The organism is Nocardia sp. CA-107356, from assembly GCF_050946365.1.
Lineage (GTDB): Bacteria > Actinomycetota > Actinomycetes > Mycobacteriales > Mycobacteriaceae > Nocardia.
Genome location: NZ_CP191992.1, coordinates 4,436,090 through 4,459,509, shown reverse-complemented (window position 1 = coordinate 4,459,509; position 23,420 = coordinate 4,436,090). Strand labels below are relative to the sequence as shown.

Sequence of the window (23,420 nt, the reverse complement as noted above, 5' to 3'; positions counted from 1 at the left end):
AGCAGGATCGGCTATAGACGCAGTTCGTGGTGTTGGATGATGTAGCGAAAGGCCTTGTGAGGCTGCTCTTTCCGCATTTGGCAGGGGTTTGTCTCGATGGCGTGTGGACGACGGGCGGGCGGATCGTGTTCGATGCGTCGACCTGGGGTTCCTCGGCTGATTGCACGCGGTGTGGGTGTCGCTCGTCGGTGGTGCACAGCCGTTACCAGCGCACGATCGCGGACCTGGCCGTCGCAGGCCGCGAAGTGGTGATCCGGCTGAGGGTGCGTCGGTTTCGGTGCGCGGCAGCCGACTGCGAGCGCAGGATCTTCTCCGAGCAGGTTACGGGCCTGGCCGCTCGGTATCAGCGGCGCAGTCCGCTGGTGTCGGAATTGCTGACGCGGGTCGGGCTGGCGCTGGGTGGCCGGCCTGGAGCGAGGATGACGAGGCAGCTGGCGGTGGAGGTGTCACGGTCGACGCTGTTGGGGCTCGTACGGGCGATCCGGCTGCCGACGGTCGGTGAGCTGGTGGAGGTCGGCGTCGACGATTGGGCCATCCGCCGCGGTCATGTCTACGGCACCGTGGTGATCGACATGCGGACTCACCGACCGGTCGACCTGCTGCGGGACCGAACCTCCGACACCCTCGCCGCCTGGCTGGCCCGCCATCCAAGCATCCGGGTGATCTGTCGTGACCGCGGCGGACCTTATGCCGACGGTGCCAGTCGCGGTGCGCCGCAAGCGATTCAAGTCGCTGATAGGTGGCACCTGCTCCACAATCTGACCGCCGCGGTCGACAAAGTTGTTCGCGCGCACCGTAAATGCCTGCGCGAGGATGATGAACACGCTGCGGTCGCCCAGCCTGCTCCGGCCCCGGCTGGCCAGACACCGGCATCGGCTCGGCGAGAAGCGGCTACCCGCCAACGTCACGCCGAGATCCACGCGCTGGTCGCGAAGGGCATCGGCCCGACCGCGATCGCGAAAGCACTGAATCTGGACGGCAAGACCGTGCGCCGCTACCGCCTGGCCGCCGCCGCTGACCAGCTTCTCACCCCGGTCCCACGGCGCAACAGCACCCTGGATCCGCACGTGCCCTACCTCGCAGGACGGTGGGAAGACGGCTGCAGTAATGCCCGGCTGCTGTTCGGTGAGCTACGCCAGCGCGGCTACCGAGGCAGTGAACGCTCGGTCCGCCGGCTCATCCACACCTGGCGCGAGAACACCGCGCCGGCGCCGGTCTGGGCGGCGAAGCCACCGATAACCGCACGCCAGCTCACCAGCATATTCATGCGGCCCCGACACAAATTGACCACCGACGAACTCGCCGACCTGCACCACACACTCGACCGCTGCGACACCCTACGCGAGCTCGAAGGACTGGTCACCGGATTCGCCGACATTCTGCGCCACCGCCGCGGCCAGCAGCTCGACGACTGGATCAACGAAGCCAAGGCCAGCAGCATCCCGCAGCTGCGCGGCTTCGCCGACGGACTGCTCAAGGACTACGACGCCGTCCGCAACGGACTGACCCTGGCCTGGAGCAGCGGCGCTGTCGAAGGAGCCGTGTGTCGAATTAAGGCCTACAAGCGGAGTATGTACGGGCGTGCCAATTTTGATCTTCTTCGCACCCGCGTCCTCGCCCAATGAGGCTGGTCCGTCATCAAATTCCGGCCAGACCCACCTGACGATGGCCGTTGACATTCACCGCACGCTCACGCTGCTCGATCGGATAACGCTTGGGCATCGCGCACATCCTCCACAAAGAAGGAAGCTGCCGGAAAGCCGGCGCAGTTCGTTCACCGCGTCGTGCTAGACAGCCAATAGAGCGCCAGCTGCGTCCGGTTTCGACAGCCGGTGGCGCTGAGCGCCGCTGTTAGGTGTTTTTTCACAGTGTCGATACCTATGTAGAGATTTTGGGCTATTTCAGCATTGGTCAAGCCACTGGCAACGAGGTTGACTACCTCTGCTTGCCGCGGTGACAGGGCAGCCGAGGCCTGGGTGATGGTCTGTTGTTTGAGATGCAGGTCCATCACCCCGCCAAGATGCCGGGCGAGAAGTCGGCCGATGGCGATGTCACGGGAGCCGAAGGCACCCGACTCTGCGTTCATCAAGCCGATCATGGCAGTGGTGCGGGAACAGCGAAGTCGGATTGCCACCTTGGCGTACATCCTGTTGGCGAACAGAAAATTGTCCAGATAGTTGCGCAAATTCGGCCGGCGAGGGTGCGGAAACCAGTCCAGCGAAGCTACGTCGTACTGATTGAATAGGTGAATCGCAGCCGGTTGGCCAAACGGGTCGTCCTGGTGCCATCGCTCCAGATACTGAGGAAGCAACCGGGCGACGCAGCCGTTGAGAGCTGCCGTCTGGTCCATGAGAGTCGAGTCCACGGTGCCGCCCATGAAGAACGTGGTATTTCGGTAGCCCAAATAACGAGCCATGCCCTCCAACGCTGTGGTCCGTAGCTCTTCGGCAGAGTGTGCGCGCTCGCAGTCTTCCAGCAACCGCAGCACACGGTCTAGATCCCAATTGGTGAGCGATTGCGGCTGAACTAGGGGGAAGCCCTCAAACACAACAGGAACTATCTCACCCGCTCCCGCCCGCCAAAACTTTGGCGACAATAGATTCCACTTTCAGGCCATACACGCCCATCGCTGGGGGCTGGCTCGGCGAGGTCGAAAGGACTACGCGTCAGCCTCGCTGGCGCCAACGACAAGCTCGCCCAGATCGACCGACATCACGACAGCACCTCGACCGCCCTACGCCCACAACACCAGCGAACTCCCGCATCCACTGAACCAAGATCAAGAAAGTTCAGAGAATCCGGCACCGGATCCTGCTGGCCTGACGTCGCCGGTGTCATCAATGTACTGGCCGGACCCGGCCCATCGCTCGCGCATCGCCGACATCCGCGACATTCTCCTCGCCCGCATCGCGGAAGCTGTCCTGCCGCACCTGCAGCGACCGCGCGCTGCGGACCCGCGGCTGCTGCCCGGGCTGCGGTCAAGACCGTGTCCTGCCCGGGCTGACGCCCGACCGGACCCCGATCTGCACCAGATGCGCCGGGTTTCGACTCTCGGTCGCCTGCGTTCGCTGCGGCACCGAGGGAAAGCTGCACCGCAGCAAGCTCTGCAGCCACTGCGCGCTCATCGACCGGCTCAGCGGCCTGCTCGACGACGGAACCGGGCAGATCCGGCCAGGACTGACGCCGCTGTTCGATGCCCTGACCGCGATGGGGAACCCGCTCACCGGGGTGACCTGGCTCTACAACCCCTACGTCCCACGCTTCCTGCGCGACCTCGCCGACGGCTCGATCCCATTGACGCACAACGCCTTCGACAAGCTCGAGCCCTGGTGCGCGGCCGCGCACCTGCGCGAACTGGTGATGAGCTGCGGCCTACTTCCGGCAGTCGACAAGCTGCTGCTGCTCTTCGAACGCTGGCTGCCCGGTCACCTCACCGCGATCGGCGACCACCGCCATCGCCGGGTCGTGAAAGAGTTCGCCACCTGGAAGGTTCAGCCCTGGCTCCGGGCCCTGGCCGAACGCGGACCACTGACACCAGCCAGCCGCCGCAACGCCGGCGCCCAGATCATGCGGGCCACCGAGTTCCTGGCCTGGCTCAGTGAGACAACCAGATCGACCTCCGGCCGCGGGTCGCGTTCGCGTTGCTGCTGCTCTACGGCTGGTCGCTCAGCAGAATCGTCCGGCTCACCATCGACGACGTGCTCACCAACGGCAATGGCGTCTTGATCCGATTCGGCGAACCACCGGCACCGGTTCCTGAGCCCTTCGCCAGCCTGGTCCTTGAGCTGATCCAGCAGCGCACGAACATGCGCACCGCGGCGAACCCGAACTCCCGCTGGCTGTTTCCCGGCCGCCGCGCCGGTCAGCCCTTGCGCCCCGAACCCCTCGGCCAGCAGTCCGCCAAGAACGGCGTCCCAACCATCACTGGGCGAGTTTCCGCGCTACGCCAACTCGTGCTGCAGGCACCGGCGCCGGTGGTCGCCGACGCTCTGGGCATCCACTACACCACCGCCCACCGGCATAGCGACCAAAGCCGGGGGCACCTGGAACCGCTACGCACCCGGCAACCACAGCCGATGAAAGCCGGCATCAGTGAACCGAGAGCCGCCCGCGCTAGCGTTTCGGGACATGATCGAAGTCCATTCCCACAGTCGACGCTCCATACCACCGGAATCCGTGATGGCCCTCTACGTCGAGGTGAACTGGTGGCCCAAACGCACCGCTGCGGATATCGCGCACCTCCTGACCACGGGCCCCGCAGTCGGGGCCTGGCACCATGACGAACTTCTGGGGTTCGCGCGCGCCATTACCGACGGCGTGTGTCGCGCCTACGTGGAAGACGTCATCGTCGCTGTCGATCACCGCAACAAAGGGATCGGGCGACGTCTCAACGAAGCCCTCATCGTTGCCCTGGCAGACATACCCGTCGTCTCCCTGTTCTGCGGTGAGAGCCTGGTGGACTTCTATGTCGGCTCCGGCATCCGCTTCACACGGCAGCGCGTCGAACACCGTACTCCAGCGGCCGCCACGCACGAATAGTTCACAGCTGGATGCACGAATACCAACTACATGAATAGCGGTTCCTGCCAGTCCGGAACCCCTTACCTCTGGCGTTGAGGCTTGCAAGATCACAATCCGGCTCACCGGCTGCCTGCGTCATCCGGTCCGGAGTAAGACCCTATCGAGGGCCGTACAGAGTGCGAGGCCGAAATGTCGATGCCGCCCTGGGGCGGGCCGAGGGCAATTCCGGGCGCTTGCACTGGAGCGGTCGAGACTTCCCGCCGGCACCTTTTGGCTTGCGGGCGGTAACTCTACACGTCTCCACCGAATGCACCGCATTCCATATGGCAAGCATCACAACAACACTAGTTGGTTTGTTTTGGTGGAATTGCGCTGTGTTCGACGTATGCGCCACGGCGGCAGGCGGGTCTGCATGGTTTTCGTTAGTCGAGACAGTCGATGTCGGAGAATCCACGGTGGCCGCCGATGTCTTTGAAGCTGGATCGTCGTGCGCTGCGCGGTTGGCCGCCTCACGTCACACCCCGGATCTGCTGGTCGCTCGGAGGCGACGAGGTAGATATATCCATAGGTCTGGCTGAATCCGAGTCTTCTGAAAGAGCTGGCTCCACCATTGGGTCATACCCAATCACCCGGGATCGCCCTAATATCATATTAAGTAGGCTGATACGCGGGAATTTTGGAAGCGGTGGGATGGGTGCCGCACACCTTCATTCTCGATCTCGGTGCGACGGCACGTCGATATTGAGGAGGACTTAGGTTAAACACAGGTTGAAAGAGTGGACCTCAAGTCAAAGCCGAGCGGGAGAAATGCTGCGGCGAGGCCGGCGCCACTGGGCGCGTGCCCGTCGGGAGTGGAGCACTTGCGCGGACTCATCCTCGGCTCTATTGGAATCTACCTTGTATATTTCTTGGAGATGTATCTATGTTCGAATCCAGCGATTCGCATGCCGCGAAAGTTGATTGCCCACATCTCGGTAAATTGTTCAATCCACTAGTAGAACCACAATTGAACAATCCTTATCCGTTTTACGCCCGGGCGAGAAAAGAAGAACCCATCTTTTTCAGTGATCTGTTGGGGGCCTGGGTCCTGACGCGCTATGACGATGTAGTGTCCATCCTACGGCAACCTGATATATTTTCCTCCAGGGACGTTTTGCGCCCTGTAGCGTCCTGGGCGTCCGAGGTATTTCAGATATTGGCGAATGACAGCGCCATGCTTGTCCCTGTCGTTGTCAACACTGATGGGAAGGAGCACTCACGCTTCCGTACGCCACTGAAGCAGGCGTTTCTACCTAGCCGAGTCAAGGCGATGGAAGAAACCATCCGTACCGTGGCCGGTCGGCTGGTCGATGCCTTTTATGAAGAGGGCGGCACCGACCTCGTCGCTAACTTTACGGGGCCGCTGACCCAGGAAGTTATTCTGCGGATGTTCGACATCCCGCAGGAGGACATTGCGCAGTGCAAACGCTGGAGCGACGATTACCTGGACTTGATTAGCGCGCCGCTCGCGCTGGAGCGCCAGCTCGAATGTGCGCACAGCGTCGTCGCGTTCAATGCATATATGGCAGATCTGGCCGAAAAACGGAGCAAGCGCCTTGGTGAGGATGTGGTAAGTTGCCTGCTCGCGTCTCACGATGACAAGGCGCGGCCGTTGAGTCGGGCAGAGGTGGTGGCGAATCTGGCAGGCGTGCTGATGGCTGGGCACGAGACCACCACGGGTATGCTCAGCTCGGCTTTGTATCGATTGCTCAGTCCGCCGGGAAGATGGCGGCACGTGTGCATGAATCCCCGCATCATTCCGTCTGCTATCGAGGAGGCGCTGCGTTTCGATGGCGCGAACTGTTTCTACCGGACTGCCCTACGTGATGTGCAGGTGGGAGGAATATTTATTCCTGAAGGAAGCCTGCTTTTGCTCGCGTCCGCGTCGGCGAACCACGACGAGGCGCACTTCGAGAATGCGGAGCAGTTCGACTTGGGTCGGTCACCCAATCAGCATCTGGCCTTTGGACACGGGACACACTATTGCGTTGGTGCGTCCTTGGGGCGTCTAGAGGGGCGGATCGCAGTCGAAGTCTTGAGTCAGCGCCTACCCGACTTGCGTTTGCAGCCGGATCAGCAAATATCCTATCGCCCTAACTTGCTAGGTCGACGTCTGGACCAACTGATTGTCACATGGGGCCAGTATGCGGAATGATGTGGCGATTTGAGAAGTGGAGGATGGCGTTGACTTAGGCCGCCAGCTCGAAGCGGCAGTGAAAGATAGGCCTAACTTTGCCAGTCAAGGAAACGGTCAATTATTCTATGCTGTTCCGGTGAACCCTCCCTATATGGAACACTTCGGGTATGGGTGAGCCGTTCCGCGTCGGATACTGCCGTTGCTCCACCGGCGAACAGGACGTCGAGATCCAAACCGAGCAACTACTCACCCTCGAAGTGCCGCGCGAGCGGATCTTCATCGACAAAGGGTTCTCCGGCACCACCCGCAAGAACCGCACAGGGCTCGACAACGCACTCGCCGTGGTCACCTCCGCGGCCGCAGCCAGCAACGGGCGGCAGGTGGTGCTGACCACGGCGAAGTTCGACCGATTCGCCCGCAACATGGCCGAGGTCGGCGAAATCCTGACCGTCCTGCGTGAGCGCGACGTGTTGTTCGGGCTTGGCAGCTCGATCTACGACTGGGCCGACCCCTTCGGCAAGCTGTTCCTGCAAACCCTCGCCATGGTCGCCGAGTTCGAGGCCAACCTCAACCACCTACGCACCTCGCGAAGGCATGGCCAAGGCCCGCGCGAAAGGCCGACTCAAGGGCAAGCAGCCGAAACCGCCTCTCGCAGCACGCAAGACGATCCACCGCGGCTACCACGAACCCGATGACACCGCCAGCCTCGCCGACGAATACAGCGTCGGCCGCTCCACCATCCGCCGCATCGTCAGCGGCACCACGCCAAGGGCATAACGACCGCGGCGCTCATGTACATGGTGACATGTCCCTGTTGATTACCCCCGTGGGCTGGGACACCTCCCGCCCACGTCGCTGTTCACGTGTCAGATGGGAAGCGCGCCCACCGTGACACCGTCGCGTCGCCCGTTCGCGGTCAGGGCCAACACCGGGTGCCTCCGACTTGGGTGTGTGGCCCGATCGCCGTCGGATCGACCGAGATACGTGCGGCAATGTCGGTGGCGTAGCACCGATCGGCGTCGTCCGGTGCGTCAGGGTCTTCGTGGGGCAGGAGATAGCCGTGCTCGGCCGGGAGTGGGGGGCGGTCTGATGAAAGTCATCCTGGTGGATGTAGTAGCGGACGATCGTACCGTTCTCGGCGATGCACCATCCGGTGGCGAACCCGAATCCGTGGTAGTCGTCCCAATTGACATAACCGTGGGCGGTGCCGAATCGGCGGCTGAGGGCGGCAGTGGTGTCCTCAAGATCGAGAGACCACACGAACGGGAGCGTCGACCCGTCGAGGACGGGGGTAAAGTAGCCGACCTTCCCGTCCAAGAGAAACCCGTCAGAGGCCGCCGCCTGGCCGAGCCACATCGTGACCGGCATCGGGTCCGACAGGTCGAGCGCTTCGAGCACGGCCGCTTGGTCGTGGGTGGGAATTGCGTACCACACGCCGTCCGGGTCGAACGGCTCCGCTACTTCGTGGGGAATCCTGATCCTGATCAGGCGTTGAACCAGCGCCTGATCGGCGAGGTCGAGCCCGTCCCAGCCAACAATCTCCGCAAGCCCTGTGAGTGCGTGCCAGCGGTAGAGCCTGGGTGAGCGCCGCATCTCACGCAGCACGGGCATCCTATGCTGCAATAGATTTGGTTTCGCCGCCGCTTCTCCGGCAGAGGTATGCCGCACCGCTGACAGTTCACCGCGGCGGCATCGATCGGCCGTCACGGCTGCGCGGAAAGACCGGGCGAGCCTCGCCGACGACAGCAGCGGTGTCCTCGGCATCCGGCGTCGGGACCGCAACGGAGTCCGGCTCGGGGATGAGAAGTTCTTCGACGCTGCAGCCCAGGACTGCGCAGATGATGTCCAGCTCGTCGAGCTTGATCACGTTGAGGGTTCCCACAGGCCCGACATCTTGCCAATACTGATGACCATGCCGTGGTCGGCGAGTTTGCGGTGCAGTTCGCTCGCCTTCCAGATGCCGCGATTGGCTGCGGCTAGCCACAGGTTTCCACTTCACTGGGTGAGTCCTTTCCATCGGTCGGCGACCCGGCGCTGCCCGGGCAACCAGGCGTCCTCGACGTGGGTGGCGTGGATAGCGAGCCGTCGTGGCGTCCAGGAGTGACCGCAGAATTCCTGGATGGCGAACAGGTTCATCCTGGACAGATAGAGCTGGGAGGCGCAAAAATGGCTTGTCTCCGCAGAGCCTGTGTGCGATAGGGTTCGTGTTGCATTCGACGAGGCTGGATTCGGGGCTGGAGGTCCGCGACCGACAGAATGATAGGCCCATCCAAAGTACTCACGGGTGGGGAAGTGTAGACAACAATCAGCAGAGTTTTCAAGGCTGAGAAATGTTCACCAGTCGTCGATGTTCATTTCTCAGAATCTATCGAGCTTGATCACGTAATTGAGCCCCAACACCGATCGCCGTCACAACCAACCTCCCATGCACAACTCCGCACTCATCCCCACCCAAGCTGGGGCCAACTAAACCCGTCATACCGGGGCCACTCCAGGTTGACATAGCCAAGACAGAGTTCCACCTTCGAGCCATACCATCGGCGGTGGAATCGCCATAGTGTCGAGTCCACCTGGGTTGCTCCCGAGGAACTGGCGGAGGTGGGCGGCGGTATGCCACAAGTCGAGCCGACGGCGACAGGCGCGTCGGCGAATAGGACAAGCACCCTCGGCCCGAGTCAGTGGTTGTCGCCTGGTGAGTCACTGAAGAATGGTGACTACACCCTCACCTATGCGGCCAACGGGCAGCTGACACTGTCAAGCGCAAACCGCGGCGTCGAAAAGATCTGGAATCCGAAAAGCTTGGACGGTACCCCGGTCGAGGGTTCGAAGATGTACGTCGGGTCCGACGGGCAGCCATGCCTAATCAAGGACGGGAAAAGGGTGGGCACCCTCATGGATCCCGCCGGGGCGCTATGCTACCTCGACCAGGGACTTGAGCTGCAGAAAGACGGCTCGGTTGTTACAACAAGCAGGGGTAAACCAGTCGGCCGGAAGCATTACGAGCACAAAGACGATGGAATCGAGCTACACCTTTATCATCCGATAGGCGAATCGAAGACGCTGAAAGCAGCTATCGACCTGGGTGAATTGGCGATCGACCGATTAACCGACCCGCTACGAGATAATAACCCACAGATGCGGCCGGACGTTGTCAACATACTGGTGAAGGACAATCTTATAGATTCCAAGGGCCACTCCGTAATGGTGGCTAACTACAACCAGCGGATCGGCGGCATAGATCAGGCCAAAGATGAACTTAATCGCATGGACTCCAGCACCGACGCCGCGATTGCCAACCTTCCCTACTTCACGCGAAAAGTGCTCAGCGATATAGATATCCACATGGTCGGACCACTGCGCGGCCAGGTCAAAGCAGCAGAGCAACACCGCAAGGATGGAAATCAAAAGATCAGCACCCAGGCGGAAATGAAACTGATTAGTTCCATTGAGAGAACGATCGCCGCCGTTCAGGGCAAGGTCGACGATGCGGCCGATCAGATGAAAATATTAGCGAGCGAAATAGAAATGAATTCTCCAGATTATGAGCGGAGCAATCAGAATGTCTTGTCTGCCGAGATGGGCGCCCAGATCCTCGCCGCCGCCCGCCAATGGCTCGGCACTCCCTACGTCTGGGGCGGCGGAGGCCCAGCTGGCCCAAGCGGTGGCGGTCTCGACTGTTCCGGACTCACCTCCGCTGCAGTCTTCGCCGCCACTGGCCACATACTGCCCCGCACGTCCGAACAGCAGTGGGAGATCGGCACCGAAATCCCGCTTGACCAAGTCCGACCAGGCGACTTGGTGTTCAGCAACTTCACATCCGACGGCCCCGGACACGTCGCCATCGCCGCTGGCGACGGAAACGTAATCGAGGCACCCCAGCCAGGTGGCGAAGTCCAGTTGGACCGCATCTCGCCAGGAGTCCGAGTCAAACGCATCACCTGACCTTGGACAGAAGCCGGCATCGACAAACCGTAGTTCCTTAAATACACCCGGACCGCGCTCTTCTTCCCGCGGGAACTCCGTCAACAGCGCACGGATCTCACCCTTGAGCGGATCCACAAACGACCCCACCGATTTGCGTTCGTACTTCGGTGGCCGGTCCGATGCCAACGCCGCCCGCACTGTGTTGCGTGCGATCCCCAGCCGTTGTCGTGTGAGGGCTCAGGACATGGTTGACAGATTCGGCCCAGGACATCATTGTCGGTCTCGGGACATGAATGACACTGTCGGGGGCGGTTTTTCATAGCCGTGCGGCGTGGATCTTGGCTTTCCAGCGGCGGATGGGTTGTGCTGGGTCGCGTGGGTGCAGGGAGAGGTCCGCGCCGTCGCAGGTGACGCGGAAGTGGGTGTCCTCGGCGTGGATGGTGACGATCTTGCCTGCTTGTGCCCGGCCGACGCACAGGCGTTGTCGGGCGACCATCACGACGCCGTCGCGCGGGACTTTCCGGTGGACGCTGATCGGGCCGGGAGCAGGGGCGGGCAGTGGCGCGTCGACGATCCGGGCGCCACGTAGTTTTCCGAGCTGGTCGCGCGGTATCGGACAGGGCAAGGTCTTGGCCAGCACGCCGTCGCTGACCACGTGGAGAAGATGTCCGTCGATGCGCAGCGTGACCTTGCGGTCGGCGAGCTCGCCGCCAAGCTTGACCGAACTGCCGCCGAGGTAGACCTGACCGTCGCGGTCGACGAGCCGGTCGCCCTCGACGGCCGCCCCGGCCGACAACGCGCGGGAGCCAGCCAGGCGGGGAGCTGCTGGTGGTGCACCGGCCGGACGTGCGCCGCGCATCCGCAGTTCGTGCAGGTCATCGACATGCAGGTTCGAAGGCGCCGTCTTGATCAGTTTTCCCTCGACGACGATGTGGACGCTGTGCTCGTCGACCCACACGTGTGCGAGTTGCCCAGATCGGTTCGCGCCCACCCTGATTCGCTGGATGCTGGGGATCACGCTGACTACTCCGCCTGCCGCGACGACCGTGTCGAACTCGACCGCCCCCAACGATGAGGGGATGATCAGCCCATCGGTGGCAGGTGGGGCCGAGGTCGGCGTAGGGGCAAGCGTGGCCTCGAGCGTTGCCGGTGGTGGCGGGTCGGCCAGGACGGGCTCGGGCTGCGGGTTGGGCCAGAACAGGCTGGCCGGGGTTTTCATGTCCAGCGCCTGATGGGGGCGGGCGGTGTTGTAGGTGTGCACCCAGGCGGTGATGGCGGCCTGGGCCGAGGGCAGGTCGGCGAATGGCCCCGCGACATCGAGTAGTTCCCGCCGCAATGTCCGGTGCCACCGTTCCACTTTCCCGGTCGTGGTGGGTGAGCGCGGCTTGGTCAGTCTCGGGGTGATGCCGTTCTCGCGGCAGACCCGCTCGAACAACACCTCCGCGGGCCGGGGCTTGGTGAACCGGCCGGTGAACTGCTTGCCGTTGTCGGTCAACACTTCTGCCGGCACTCCATGCACTCGCATCGCCCGCACGAACGCGTCGGCGACCGCGCGCCCGGACGGCACCGAGAGCACCGCCGCGACCACTACGAACCGGGAGTGGTCATCGATGCCGCTGAGCAACTTGCACTCTCGCCCGTCGGCCAAGTAGATCCCACCGACCAGATCGAGCTGCCACAGGTGCATCGGTGTCTCCCGCTGCCAGCGCTTGTACTTGCGCTTATGCCGTTGCTCCTGGTGCCGGACAAGGCCGTTGCGCACCAGCACCCGGTGCACCGTCGCTCGCGAGGGTGCAGGCGTCGCACCGGATTGCGCCAACTCGAACGCGATCCGCCGGGCACCCCACCGCGGGTGCGCGCGCCTCATCTCGCAGGCTTGGGCCTCAACCTCGGCTGCCAGCCGAGTCGGGCTGGTCCGGGGCCGCCTCGATCGCTCCCGCAGCCCTTCAACCCCGCCGGCCTCGTATTTCGAATTCCACGTGTAGACGGCCTGCCGCGAGACGCCATACCGGACCGCGAACTCCGATACCGGCGACCCGTCCATCACCTCCAGCACCGCTCGATACCGCTGCTCCGCCAACCACTCCCGCGAACCATCCTCCGCAACCGACACGGCCGCAAAGCATTTCGTCCCTGAGTCAGATTGTCAAGGAAGTCCTGAGGACGAGATGTCAACCATGTCTTGGGCCTTTACATGACAGCCGTCGCGCGATCTCGCTGATCGACACACCCTACTTAGGTCGTAGCTGGTTGGTTTCGGCGTCGCTCGACGCCTGCATAGCTCCTGGCCCGACGAGGCCTTTTGCGAGGCTGTGCGCGAGCCTGTCGGAGCTGATCGTTCGATTGCCGCCGGTGCCCCCTGGCCACACCTGGGGACGCGAGCCCTTTGCAGAGGCTTGGGGCGCGGGCGGCAGCTGCAGTGGCTGGGCAGCCGATTCCGGTGCCGTCCAGCCACTGCGCGGCGTTTCATTGATCGTGGTCCGAGCCCGCTCGCACGACCGGACACCTCGACATTCGAGAGCTTTCGAGCTCTGGGAGAGATTGGTGCCGTGCGGGTGCGCTGGGAGCGCGAACAACTCATCGGAGGCCAGCCCACCGAGGCTCGTAAGTAGGGTGCTGCGCGTTCTCACTTGGGTCTTGGACCTGCGGAGACAACCGGACAACTGGAGGATGGATTGAGTCGCTACTGCGGGATCGACTGGGCCGAAAGCCATCACGATGTCGCCATCGTCGACCAGGACGGCACGCTGGTGTCGAAGAAGCGGATCAGCGATGATCCGGCCGGATTCACCGTTCTCACGCAGCTGCTCGCCGCGGCTGGTGACACCGCTGAGAATCCGATCCCTGTCGCGATCGAGACCCCGCGCGGGCTGATGGTCACCGCGATTCGCTCGACCGGCCGACCGGTCTACGCGATCAACCTGATGGCCGTGGCCCGCTACCGGGAACGCCACAGCATGGCGCGTGCGAAGTCCGACCACGCCGACGCGATGACCCTGGCCAACATCCTTCGTGTCGACGCCCACATGCACCGCACGATGCCTGCGGACTTGCGCGGGCAGTCGCGGTCCTTGCCCGCGCCCAGCAGGATGCCGTCTGGCGACGAACCAAGGCCAGTAACGAGCTCAGATCGCTTTTGCGCGAATATCATCCGGTGTTTCTGTCGACCTTCGCTGAAAAGTCCGCGACGAACCTGGCCAAACCCGAGACCTGCGCGATCCTGGCAATCGCACCGACACCAGCCGCGGCCGCGAAACTCACCAAGGCACGAATCTCGGCGGCGCTTCGCCGGGCCGGGCGCAAGCGCGGCGTCGATGAGCTGGCCGCCGAGATCATCGAACGTCTGCGCCAGCCCGGCCTGCGCCAGCCCGAGCTCGTCGAGAAGGCGCCAGGCGCTGGCGCTGCTGGCCACGCTCGACGCCGCCTGCGTCGGCGCCGACGACTTGGAACAGGCTGCGGCTGAGAGTTCCGCAAGCATCCCGACTACGCGGCCGTCACCAGCTTTCCCGGCCTGGCAGACCTCGCCGGCGCACGGATCTTCGCCGAGATCGGTGACGACCGTGACCGTTTCGCCGACGGACGCGCGTTGAAGGCCTACGCCGGATCCGCGCCTGTCACCCGGGCCGCGGGCCGCACCACGTCGATCACCTTCCGCCGGATCAAGAACGACCGCCTGGCCGCCGCCGGTTTGGTTTGGGCCTTCAGCGCCGCGGGCAACCCCGGCCCAGCCCCGTGAGCACTACCTGCGCCGCCGTGCTCACGGCGATCGCCACGCAGCGGCGCTGCGGCAACTGGTCAACAAGATGCTCGGACAACTCCACCACTGTCTCCAAACTGGTGCATTGTTCGACCCGATCAAGGCCTTCGGCGAAGCCATCCCGATCACCCCAGAACCCATGGCCGCTTGACTATTACGACCATCGGAGGTCTCCGCGCGATGTAGCCGACGGATCTTGGCCCAGTCCTCCACAGCACTAACCCTCCAAGGGGTACAGGGCTCCTCAATTTTCAGTCGGCAGAATCCGATCAGTACTCAGGATCTGGCCCAATTTTCGTTTGCGCCGTGAGGCGCTGGTGCGCCGTGAGGCGCTAGGGATCGAAGGAGGTGGAAGACCTTCTCGCTGGGTTGTCGCAGCTGCCCGGTAGAAGCGGAGCGCAGTCCGACCCGGGAGACGCCGGTGAGGGCGGGAAGCAGCGCTGACAAAGCCGGGACGGTTCGGCACTGCCAGACGGACCGGGTTCGGCAAGCAAGATCGGACGGTATACGAGAGAAACCAGTGGTAAAGCTTCGTAAGCGAGGCACCGGCTCAAATCTGGTGGATATGGGCCGGGATGCAGTGCACGACAACCCTTGTGGTGGTCGACTCCGTAGCCGGCTAAGCGTGCCGGTGAGGAGGTCACGGTGAAAGCCTGCGGCGTAACTGTGACGATGCTGCCGGAGCAAAGCTGGGTGCCAAGCCGATCGATCGATCCTTAGTGAACACGGGAACCATCCGAAACCGTTCCCGCAGTGCGGAATCCATCCGCGATTGCGGGATAGGCCCGTCGTCGGCCGAAGGTTTCGGATGGGGCGGAGGCCCCGTAGTAGTCCGAGCACGCGAGAGGCGTGAGCATGGCGAAGGGGGCCAGCAAGTCAGCAGGGAGGAAATTGGAATGTCAGGAGACCGTTGGTGAATACCGACGAGCTGGCGTTCGACCTATCAAGGGCCGAGCGTCGGGTACTGGAGATCCAAACCAAGCTGCACCGTTGGGCCGGTGATGATCCTCATCGCAGGTTCGATGATCTGTTCAATCTCGTCGCCGATCCCGCCTTCCTTCTGGTGGCGTGGGATCGGGTGCGGAGCAACAAGGGCGCACGAACGGCCGGAGTGGACGGCGAGACCGCCCGCTATATCGAGGCCGAACGCGGGGTCGAAGAGTTCCTGGCACAACTGCGAGCTGATGTGAAAGCCCGTAGTTTCCAGCCTCTACCGGTCCGGCAGCGAGCGATTCCCAAGGCGGGCGGCAAGGTCCGCTACCTGGGGATCGCGACCATCCGGGACCGGGTGGTCCAGGCGTCCTTGAAACTGGTGCTGGAGCCTGTGTTCGAGGCGGACTTTCACCCGTGCAGCTACGGGTTCCGCCCGAATCGCCGGGCTCATGACGCGGTGGCCGAGGTGCATCACTTCACGTCACGCTCCTATGAGTGGGTCGTGGAAGGAGACATCAAAGCCTGTTTCGACGAAATTTCGCACCCGGCTCTCATGGACCGGGTGCGCAAACGCGTTGGAGACAAACACGTTCTGGCGTTGGTGAAGGCGTTCCTGAAGGCGGGCATCCTCACCGAGGACGGCGCGCTCGCCGACACCAGCGCCGGTACTCCGCAGGGTTCGATTCTTACGCCTCCAACGCAGTTGGCAACTTCTGCTTCGACGTGACGCTGAGTTATCGGCGGCTGGAACGGCCGCGTCGTGTTCCGGGGACGGTGTGACGTGTCCGGTAGTAGGTTTATGTCGTGGCTGGAAGTCGTTGCGACGCTGCTGAATTCGCTTGCCGTGTCAACGCGGCTGCGGAGTTGGTGGATGGTGGTGTGCCGGTGGCCGATGCTGCGCGCGGGTTGGCGGATCGGTTCGGGTGTTCGCTGCGGCAGGCCCGCCGCTACGTGGATCGCGCGGTCGCCGACGGTCCGATACCGGTCGCGGAACCCACGGTGGTGTTCAGCGTCAAACTCAAACTCCCTGGGGCACTGGCTGTTCGGGTGCGTGAACACGCACGGGACTCCGGTAGCACGCTGTCGGAGGTGGTGTCGCAGGCGTTGGCGGATCACTTGGTGCGGGGCCGGGCGCGGCCCCAGCCCCGGTGAACGAGAGGCGGGTCGAGACGGAGTTCGTGTTCGACCGGCACGCGGCCACGGATGTGTCGGTGGCCTACGAGATATTGGTTCCGCAACGTCGAGCCCGCATCACGCGGGCTCAGGAAGGACTGCCACCACGTGAGCAGCACGGTGATCTACGCCCGGGTGTCCTCGGCCCGGCAGAAGAAGAACGAGACGATCGGCTCGCAGATCGCGGCCCTGCGCGCCCACGCCGAGCACCTCGGGCTCGCGGTGCCTGAGGAGTGGATCTTCGCCGACGACGGCCACTCCGGCGCCACCCTGGTCCGGCCGGCGCTGGAACGGCTGCGAGACCTGGTCGCCGGGGTCGGGGTCGAGGTGGTGTTGTGCTACTCGCCGGACCGGCTGGCCCGCAAGTTCGCCTACCAGGCATTGCTGATCGAGGAATTCACCCGCGCGGGAACGAGAGTCGAGTTCGTCAACGGCCCGCGCGGCGACTCCCCGGAGGATCAGTTGCTGGTGCAGTTCCAGGGCATGTTCGCCGAATACGAGAAAGCCCAGATCATGGAGCGTTACCGGCGCGGCAAGACCCACCGCGCCAAGACCGGGTCGGTCAACGTGCTCTCCGGCGCTCCCTACGGCTACCGCTACCTGCGCCGCAACGACCACAGTGGCGCGGTCTACGAGATCGTCGAGCACGAAGCGGCGCTGGTCGCGGAGCTGTTCCGTCGTTACGCCGACGACGGCGCCTCGCTCGCCGAGCTGACACGCTGGCTCACCGACGACCCAGCGACACCGACCCGGACCGGCAAACAGCGGTGGGACCGCTCGACGGTGTGGGGGATGCTGCGCAACCCCGCCTACGCCGGTCGCGCAGTGTTCGGCAAGACCATGGTCGTGCACGAATCGCCCAGTCTGAACAGGGCCGCACGGCTGGCCGGGCGCGAGACCCCGAAAGCGTCGAAGACGGTCGATCGGCCACGCGAGGAGTGGACCGAGATCCCGGTCCCAGCGATCGTCACCGACGAAACCTTCGAACGAGTCGCGCAGCGACTGGCCGACAACAAACGATTCGCCTCGCGCAACAGCAAGGACCCGTCGCTGCTGCAGGGCCTGGCCGCCTGCGCGGGCTGCGGATACGGCTACTACCGCACCTCCACCCGCACCACGAACAAGAAGATCTACTACTACCGGTGCCTGGGCTCGGACGACTACCGCTACGAAGGCGGCCGGGTCTGCACGAACAAACCGGTCCGCGCGGACTACCTCGACACCGTCGTCTGGGACCACATCACCGCCCTGCTGGCCGACCCGCAACTGATCCGCACCGAGATCGACAAACGACTCAAGACCGCGAAAACCTCCGATCCCGTTGCTACGCAACGCAAAAGGCTCGACACCGCGCTGACCAAGGCCCGCTCGGGCATCGCCGCGATGATCGAGGCGTTCGGCGAACAACTGATCACCATCGACGAGCTGCGCGCCCGCATGCCCGACCTGCGCGCCCGAGAAACCAACCTGCGCAACCAGATCGACGCCCTGGACGCCCAGCTCGCCGACCGCAACGCCTACCTCGCCCTCGCCGCGGACCTGCAAGGATTCCTCACCCAACTCAACAACACCGCCGAAACCGCCACCGTCGACGAACGCCGCCGCGTGCTGAAGCTGCTGGTCAAAGACGTCCTCATCGGACCTGAGAAGATCACCATCCGCCACCGCATCCCCATCCGCGAACGCACCAACAGCGACACCCCAGCCACCGGCACCGACCAGGAGGGCGAACATTGCCAACTGCGTTGGAGGCGTAATTTCCCCGTTGCTGAGCAACGTGGCTCTTTCGGTCCGTATGAACGGGCCAAGCGACGGCGCCGAGGTCTGCCCAACTATCGGCTCTGCCGATATGCGGACGATTGGTGCCTGGTCATCTCGGGCACCAAGGCACACGCCGAAGCCCTGCAGGAGGAGATCGCCGAGGTCTTGGCGACTATGGGTTTGCGCCTGTCGCCGGAAAAGACCCTGGTCACCCATATCGACGAGGGTCTCGACTTCCTCGGTTGGCGCATCCAGCGTCACCGAAAGCGAGGCACCGACAAACACTACGTCTATGTCTATCCGGCCAAGAAGGCGCTGGTCGCTGTCAAGGCCAAGATCAAGGCGTGGTGTCGGCAGAACACGAACCTGCCGCTCGATGTCCTGCTCATCCATCTCAACCGGATGCTGCGGGGCTGGACCACGTACTTCAAGTACGGATGCTCGAACGCGACCTTCAGCTACCTGCGGTCATACCTGTGGAAACAGATCGTCAGGTGGCAGGAGCGCAAGCATCGGCGAACCCCATGGAAACAACTACGTCGACGCTACGGCATCTGGCCCGGCGACGGCGGCGTGACGCTGTTCGACCCGGCACGAGTCAGCGCCAAGCGTTACTACTACCGGGGCACGAAGATCGCGTCGCCGTGGCCGAGCACAGCATGAGGACATCCCTTCCGCCCGAAGGGATTTGCGGAGAGCCCGGTGCTCGGTAACGGGCACGCCGGGTTCGGGAGGCGGCTCGGAGAGACCCACCGGTGGCAACACCGGCAGGGCGCTCCGGGTCGACCTCACTGTTTCGAGTGTGGGTGAGAGACCTGCACCTGCTGGCCGTCGCAGCGGCTGGCTGAAGCTGGGGGCAGCTGTGCGACGTGAGGTCGCACGCTGTGAGTGATCGCGTTGGGATGGAGGTCACTTGATGACGACGTTGATTCGGTCCAGTGTCCGAAGGACTGTCCCCGCCCTGGCGTGCGTCGTGGGTGACCGCGGGGTGCGAAGCCTGGGGTGAAAGCCGAAGCGGCCCTGTTCTATCCAGGGGCGACGGGCGAGGGGAAGACCGGACGTTGCGACACGATGTTGCACGAGTTGAGTGGGTGAGCTGGTTGGAGGTTCGGCTGATGCCTATGCGGGCGCATACGTGTTCGGCAAGACCCGCCAACGCCGCCGCGTCGACGCCGACGGGGTGGTGCGAGTGTCGCGACACAAGCTGCCCCAAGGCGAATGGGAGGTTCTCATCACCGACCATCACGACGGGTTCATCGACTGGAACACCTACCAGAACAACCAATCTCGCATCGGCGCCAACATCCGGCCGAGTGCGCACCAACCCTGAACCGGCGCGGCCCGTGAGGGCTGCGCCCTGCTGCAAGGGCTGGCCACCTGCGGAACGTGCGGCCGCAAACTCGCCGTCTACTACGATGGCCCGGCCAAGACCACACCCGGCTATTACTGCACCGGCACCGGGCAAATCGTCGAAGGTCGCGGCACCCGCCACTTCCGGGTCGGCGGAGCCGGCATCGACACCGCTGTCGCCGCAGCGTTCCTGGCCGCCCTGGTGCCTGCCGCATTGCAGGCCTGCCTGACCGCCGCCGAGCAACTCGAGGACGGCCACGACGCCGCGCTCGAGCAATAGCGGCGCCAACTCGACCAAGCCCGCTTTCAAGCCGGACGTACCGAACGCCGCTACCGTGCCGTCGATCCGGACAACCGCCTCGTCGCTCGCGGGCTGGAAAGCGAATGGAACACCGCACTACAACACCTCGCCGACGCCGAGGCCGAACTCACCCGCCGCGAGACACAACGCCCGAAAACACTTACCCCACAGGAGAAAACAGCAATTCTCGCGCTCGGCGACAACCTCGACGGGGTGTGGTCGGCCGCGAGCACCACCGACAAGGATCGCAAACAGCTGCTGCGCAGCCTGCTCGACGAAGTCAACATCACCGTGCACCGCAGCCACGACGATGCCCGCGCCGAGCTCGTGCTGCGATGGAAGGGCGGCGCGATCACAGAACTGACCGTGCCGATCAAACGCGCCCCGGCCAACCGGCTGCGCACCGACGAGGACACCATCGACCTCGTGCGCCGCCTGGCCGTCCACTACCCCGACGCGATGATCGCGCACATCCTCAACAGGCAGAATCGCCGCACCGCCCGAGGATTGTCGTTCACCGCCAGTAGGGTCCAGACACTGCGCCACCACTGGAAGATCGCCCGCCACCAGCCCGGCAGCGATCCGACCGAAGGGGAACTGCTGACCGTGGCCGACGCCGCCACAGAACTCGGACTCGCACCATCAACGCTGCACCGCTGGCTCGGCGACGGATTCATCGCCGGCGAACAACTCACCCCCGGCGCCCCCTGGCGCATCCGCCTCACCAACGAGGTCCGCGCCCTGTTCGTCGACGACGCACCCGAAGGCTGGCTGGCCATGCTCGAAGCCACCCTCGCCTACGGCGTCTCCCGCCAAACCATCATGCACCGTGTCAAGACCGGCGAACTCCAAGCCGTCCACGTCCGCACCGGACGACGAAAAGGCCTGCCTATCCAGCCACCACCCACCCAAGAAGGACTGTTCTAACCATGACAATCAGCGAAAGGAGCAGTGTGACAACGCATCCAAGAAGCCCTGGATGTCCAAATCGATAACCCACTGTCGCCAACACCGCTGCTTGCACGTTTCCACCGCATCCAGCGCCGACCGCCCCGGCCGATACTCAGACGAATCCACCTGGAATACCTGTTCCGCCGAGGGCGACAGCACCATGGCCATCACTGTCCAGCGCTGAACCCCGTAGCTCTTCTGCGGTATGCGCGCCCTCGCAAACCTCCAGGACACGCAGGACGCCGTTCAAATCCCAACTGGAGAGCGACTGAGGTGAAGCTATGAGGTGACGTTGCAGCACGACAACGATTATTCCACCTCTCCCCCTCACCGCCATGCCGGTGACGAGACATTCCACTTTCGTGCCATGCTCGCCTGCCCGGCGGACAGTTAGCGTCGATGACGCCGTTGGGTGCAGAAGGCCATCGAACCCGCAGCGAAACCATAGGAGTCACTTCCGCCCGGGCGTGGAGGATTTAGAAGGCAAGGCGGTGTACCGGTCCGTATCTACAACAGCAGTTGCCCTTTGAGTACATGGTCACGGCGGCTGGCCCTGCGCCGTCGACTTGAGACCATTCGATGTAGGAGTTTGGAGTCGTTTCATGACTGTTTGCGGACCACCGTGAGTGTCAGAACCGCGGATTTCGGTGATGAATTCTGCCCTCCAGGTAGTTCGTCGGCTCCAGCATCAGGCCAATGCGACGCATACAGCTATCCAAGGTTTCGTCCGGCTACCTTGCCCCATCGAAAAATTGTCGCGCCGCACGAATTCGATGTACTACACGAACTCACCGACCCTTTGGAGTGTTGGCGGCATTCGAACGTCTATTGGTCGAAAGTGACCGAATTCTGATGGTCCCTTTCGGCTGCAACCAGAAAGATAATATTGACGTCGCAGTCAGACTGGACGCAAAGCATGTGATCAAACTTCGGCCGGAAAGCCGGGAAAGGTAAGCGTTCTCGTGCGCAGCATTTCAGTACATGCGTCCACAGCAGTATCTATCAAGGTGTGCGCTCACCGCTCTTTACGACTCACCGTGAGAGCGTTGACTCGATTCCGCAGGGAAACAATCAGCGGCGAATCAACACTTACCCCTCAAGGAGCTGGCGATGATATCCAGTGAGTGCGAGATCTACCCTTCACGATTGACGCGAAAGGAATCCACACAAGTTGATGAGGACACGGTACTGCGGCACCCAGCTGCGGGCACCGCGGCACAGCTCCCGGAGCGTGACGATATGCAGTTACAAGTCCGTGTCAGAGGTACCGTGATTGTGATCGAACCGAGGTTGGAATGACGAGCTCAGCGTTCGATGCCGAAGGTCCGCGCGTCGCATTGTATTCATCTGCATTCGCTGCCGATCCGCATCGGGCCTATCGCGAAATGCGCGAGCGTTATGGTTCGCTGGTCCCTGTCGATCTCGCTCCAGGAGTACCGGCCACCCTGGTGATCGGCTACCGGACCGCTATACACATTCTCTATGACCCGGACCTTTTCTCGGCCGACCCTCGCACCTGGCAGAGTGACATTCCAAGTGACTGCCCGGTGCTGCCGATCCTGCAGTGGCGGCCGACGGCGATTCGCAGCGCAGGGGCGGAGCACGCGCGGTACCGGCATGCCACAGTTGCTGCAATCGAGGGCGTGGATCTCGCCGTTTTGTGTACCACCGTACAGGGCACCGCTATGCAGCTGATCGACGCATTCTGCGAAACGGGCGCTGCCGATTTGATTACACAATATGCCTTTCCGCTCGCATTCCAGGTCATCAACGCCATGCTTGGCTGCCCACCGGACATAGGGCAACGAGCAGCCGCCGGTCTGGCGGCTATGTTCGACGGCATCAACGCCGCGCAAGGAAATGCGACGCTCGCCGCAGCTCTCATGGAACTGGTTGCCCGCAGGCGGATCGAACCCAGCGACGATATCGCCACCCGGTTACTGGCTAGTCCCGCATTGCTCGATGATGTGGAAATCATGCATCAATTGGTACCAATGTACGGGGCCGGTGTCGAGCCGTTACTGAACCTGATTTCCAATACCCTGCTGCTGATCCTCACCGACGAGCGGTTCGCTGACAATGTCCTAGGTGGAAGCCTCACGACACGGGATGCGCTCGATGAAGTTTTGTTCAATGATCCGCCCTTAGCGAACTTCTGCTTCACCTACCCACGGCATCCGGTCTTGATAGAAAGCCTGTTGCTGCCGGCCCATCAGCCAGTCGTCATCAGTATGGCCGCCTGCAACAATGATCCAGAGATCCGCGGAGATGATCACACTGGCAACCGTTCACATCTGGCATGGGGTCTGGGACCACACGCCTGCCCCGCGCGACAGGCCGGATACCTGATCGCTCAGCAGGCTGTCGAGCAACTGCTCGATATCCTTCCCGACATACAGCTGGCTGTAGCTCCGGGTGAGTTGGAATGGCGACCTGGCCCGTTCCACCGAGCGCTGGCGATGCTGCCGGTCACCTTCCCTGCTTCTAATCGAGTCAGCGGAGAAAACATATCTACATCAAGCGTCGACGCCCCCCACTGGACAACGTTATGAACACCACCGTTCTCGAACAGT

16 protein-coding genes and 3 pseudogenes are annotated in these 23,420 nt (G+C 63.1%); 13 read left to right on the top strand and 6 right to left on the bottom strand.

What is annotated here, in order from left to right:
- Positions 1-26 precede the first annotated feature (26 nt).
- On the top strand, positions 27-1,625 hold the full coding sequence (locus ACQP1G_RS19960; RefSeq protein ID WP_433206454.1) for an ISL3 family transposase: 1,599 nt from the start codon (positions 27-29) through the stop codon (positions 1,623-1,625).
- A gap of 149 nt (positions 1,626-1,774) precedes the next feature.
- Here the strand turns inward: ACQP1G_RS19960 and ACQP1G_RS19955 are convergent, their stop codons facing one another.
- A complete protein-coding gene (locus ACQP1G_RS19955) occupies positions 1,775-2,416 on the bottom strand; it encodes a response regulator transcription factor (protein WP_433206451.1) in 642 nt (213 codons plus the stop codon).
- A gap of 791 nt (positions 2,417-3,207) precedes the next feature.
- Between ACQP1G_RS19955 and ACQP1G_RS19950 the strand changes: the two genes are divergently transcribed.
- The 4 genes from ACQP1G_RS19950 to ACQP1G_RS19935 all read left to right on the top strand — a co-directional run bounded on the left by ACQP1G_RS19950 (position 3,208) and on the right by ACQP1G_RS19935 (position 7,392).
- On the top strand, positions 3,208-3,726 hold the full coding sequence (locus ACQP1G_RS19950; RefSeq protein WP_433206449.1) for a hypothetical protein: 519 nt from the start codon (positions 3,208-3,210) through the stop codon (positions 3,724-3,726).
- A gap of 453 nt (positions 3,727-4,179) precedes the next feature.
- Entirely contained in the window at positions 4,180-4,539 is a 360-nt protein-coding gene (locus tag ACQP1G_RS19945; RefSeq protein WP_433206446.1) for a GNAT family N-acetyltransferase, read from the top strand.
- 904 nt (positions 4,540-5,443) lie between these two features.
- Positions 5,444-6,715 carry a cytochrome P450 gene (locus ACQP1G_RS19940; RefSeq protein WP_433206443.1) on the top strand — a complete coding sequence of 424 codons (1,272 nt, stop codon included), beginning with the start codon at positions 5,444-5,446 and terminating at the stop codon, positions 6,713-6,715.
- Between the two features lie 149 nt (positions 6,716-6,864).
- Positions 6,865-7,392 (top strand): recombinase family protein, encoded by a 528-nt coding sequence (locus ACQP1G_RS19935; RefSeq protein ID WP_433206441.1) that lies wholly within the window; start codon positions 6,865-6,867, stop codon positions 7,390-7,392.
- A 94-nt stretch (positions 7,393-7,486) separates the two neighbouring features.
- Here the strand turns inward: ACQP1G_RS19935 and ACQP1G_RS19930 are convergent, their stop codons facing one another.
- The 3 genes from ACQP1G_RS19930 to ACQP1G_RS19920 all read right to left on the bottom strand — a co-directional run bounded on the left by ACQP1G_RS19930 (position 7,487) and on the right by ACQP1G_RS19920 (position 8,833).
- Entirely contained in the window at positions 7,487-8,302 is an 816-nt protein-coding gene (locus tag ACQP1G_RS19930) for a hypothetical protein (RefSeq protein WP_433206438.1), read from the bottom strand.
- A 73-nt stretch (positions 8,303-8,375) separates the two neighbouring features.
- Positions 8,376-8,579 carry a helix-turn-helix domain-containing protein gene (locus tag ACQP1G_RS19925; protein ID WP_433206435.1) on the bottom strand — a complete coding sequence of 68 codons (204 nt, stop codon included), beginning with the start codon at positions 8,577-8,579 and terminating at the stop codon, positions 8,376-8,378.
- Positions 8,580-8,692: 113 nt separating this feature from the next.
- Positions 8,693-8,833 (bottom strand): hypothetical protein, encoded by a 141-nt coding sequence (locus ACQP1G_RS19920; RefSeq protein ID WP_433206432.1) that lies wholly within the window; start codon positions 8,831-8,833, stop codon positions 8,693-8,695.
- Positions 8,834-9,307: 474 nt separating this feature from the next.
- Between ACQP1G_RS19920 and ACQP1G_RS19915 the strand changes: the two genes are divergently transcribed.
- Positions 9,308-10,639, top strand: a complete 1,332-nt coding sequence (locus ACQP1G_RS19915; protein WP_433206429.1) for a C40 family peptidase — start codon at positions 9,308-9,310, stop codon at positions 10,637-10,639.
- Between the two features lie 66 nt (positions 10,640-10,705).
- Here the strand turns inward: ACQP1G_RS19915 and ACQP1G_RS19910 are convergent.
- Both ACQP1G_RS19910 and ACQP1G_RS19905 read right to left on the bottom strand, forming a co-directional pair.
- Positions 10,706-10,846, bottom strand: a pseudogene (locus tag ACQP1G_RS19910) (IS21 family transposase); the annotation flags it as partial.
- A gap of 91 nt (positions 10,847-10,937) precedes the next feature.
- Positions 10,938-12,734, bottom strand: a complete 1,797-nt coding sequence (locus ACQP1G_RS19905; RefSeq protein WP_433206426.1) for an IS481 family transposase — start codon at positions 12,732-12,734, stop codon at positions 10,938-10,940.
- A gap of 562 nt (positions 12,735-13,296) precedes the next feature.
- Between ACQP1G_RS19905 and ACQP1G_RS19900 the strand changes: the two are divergent.
- The 7 genes and pseudogenes from ACQP1G_RS19900 (at position 13,297) to ACQP1G_RS19870 (ending at position 23,399) form a co-directional block, all read left to right on the top strand.
- A pseudogene (locus ACQP1G_RS19900) lies at positions 13,297-14,529 on the top strand (IS110 family transposase).
- A 762-nt stretch (positions 14,530-15,291) separates the two neighbouring features.
- Positions 15,292-16,005: pseudogene (locus tag ACQP1G_RS19895) on the top strand (reverse transcriptase domain-containing protein); the annotation flags it as partial.
- Between the two features lie 110 nt (positions 16,006-16,115).
- Complete coding sequence (locus ACQP1G_RS19890; protein WP_433192214.1) at positions 16,116-16,463, top strand: hypothetical protein; 348 nt, start codon at positions 16,116-16,118, stop codon at positions 16,461-16,463.
- Between the two features lie 129 nt (positions 16,464-16,592).
- Positions 16,593-18,908 carry a recombinase family protein gene (locus ACQP1G_RS19885; RefSeq protein WP_433206423.1) on the top strand — a complete coding sequence of 772 codons (2,316 nt, stop codon included), beginning with the start codon at positions 16,593-16,595 and terminating at the stop codon, positions 18,906-18,908.
- 424 nt (positions 18,909-19,332) lie between these two features.
- Positions 19,333-19,575: a hypothetical protein gene (locus ACQP1G_RS19880; RefSeq protein ID WP_433206420.1), complete on the top strand. Its 243-nt coding sequence runs from the start codon at positions 19,333-19,335 to the stop codon at positions 19,573-19,575.
- Positions 19,576-20,109: 534 nt separating this feature from the next.
- A complete protein-coding gene (locus ACQP1G_RS19875; protein ID WP_433206417.1) occupies positions 20,110-20,823 on the top strand; it encodes a helix-turn-helix domain-containing protein in 714 nt (237 codons plus the stop codon).
- Between the two features lie 1,319 nt (positions 20,824-22,142).
- A complete protein-coding gene (locus ACQP1G_RS19870) occupies positions 22,143-23,399 on the top strand; it encodes a cytochrome P450 (protein ID WP_433206414.1) in 1,257 nt (418 codons plus the stop codon).
- Positions 23,400-23,420: the final 21 nt, after the last annotated feature.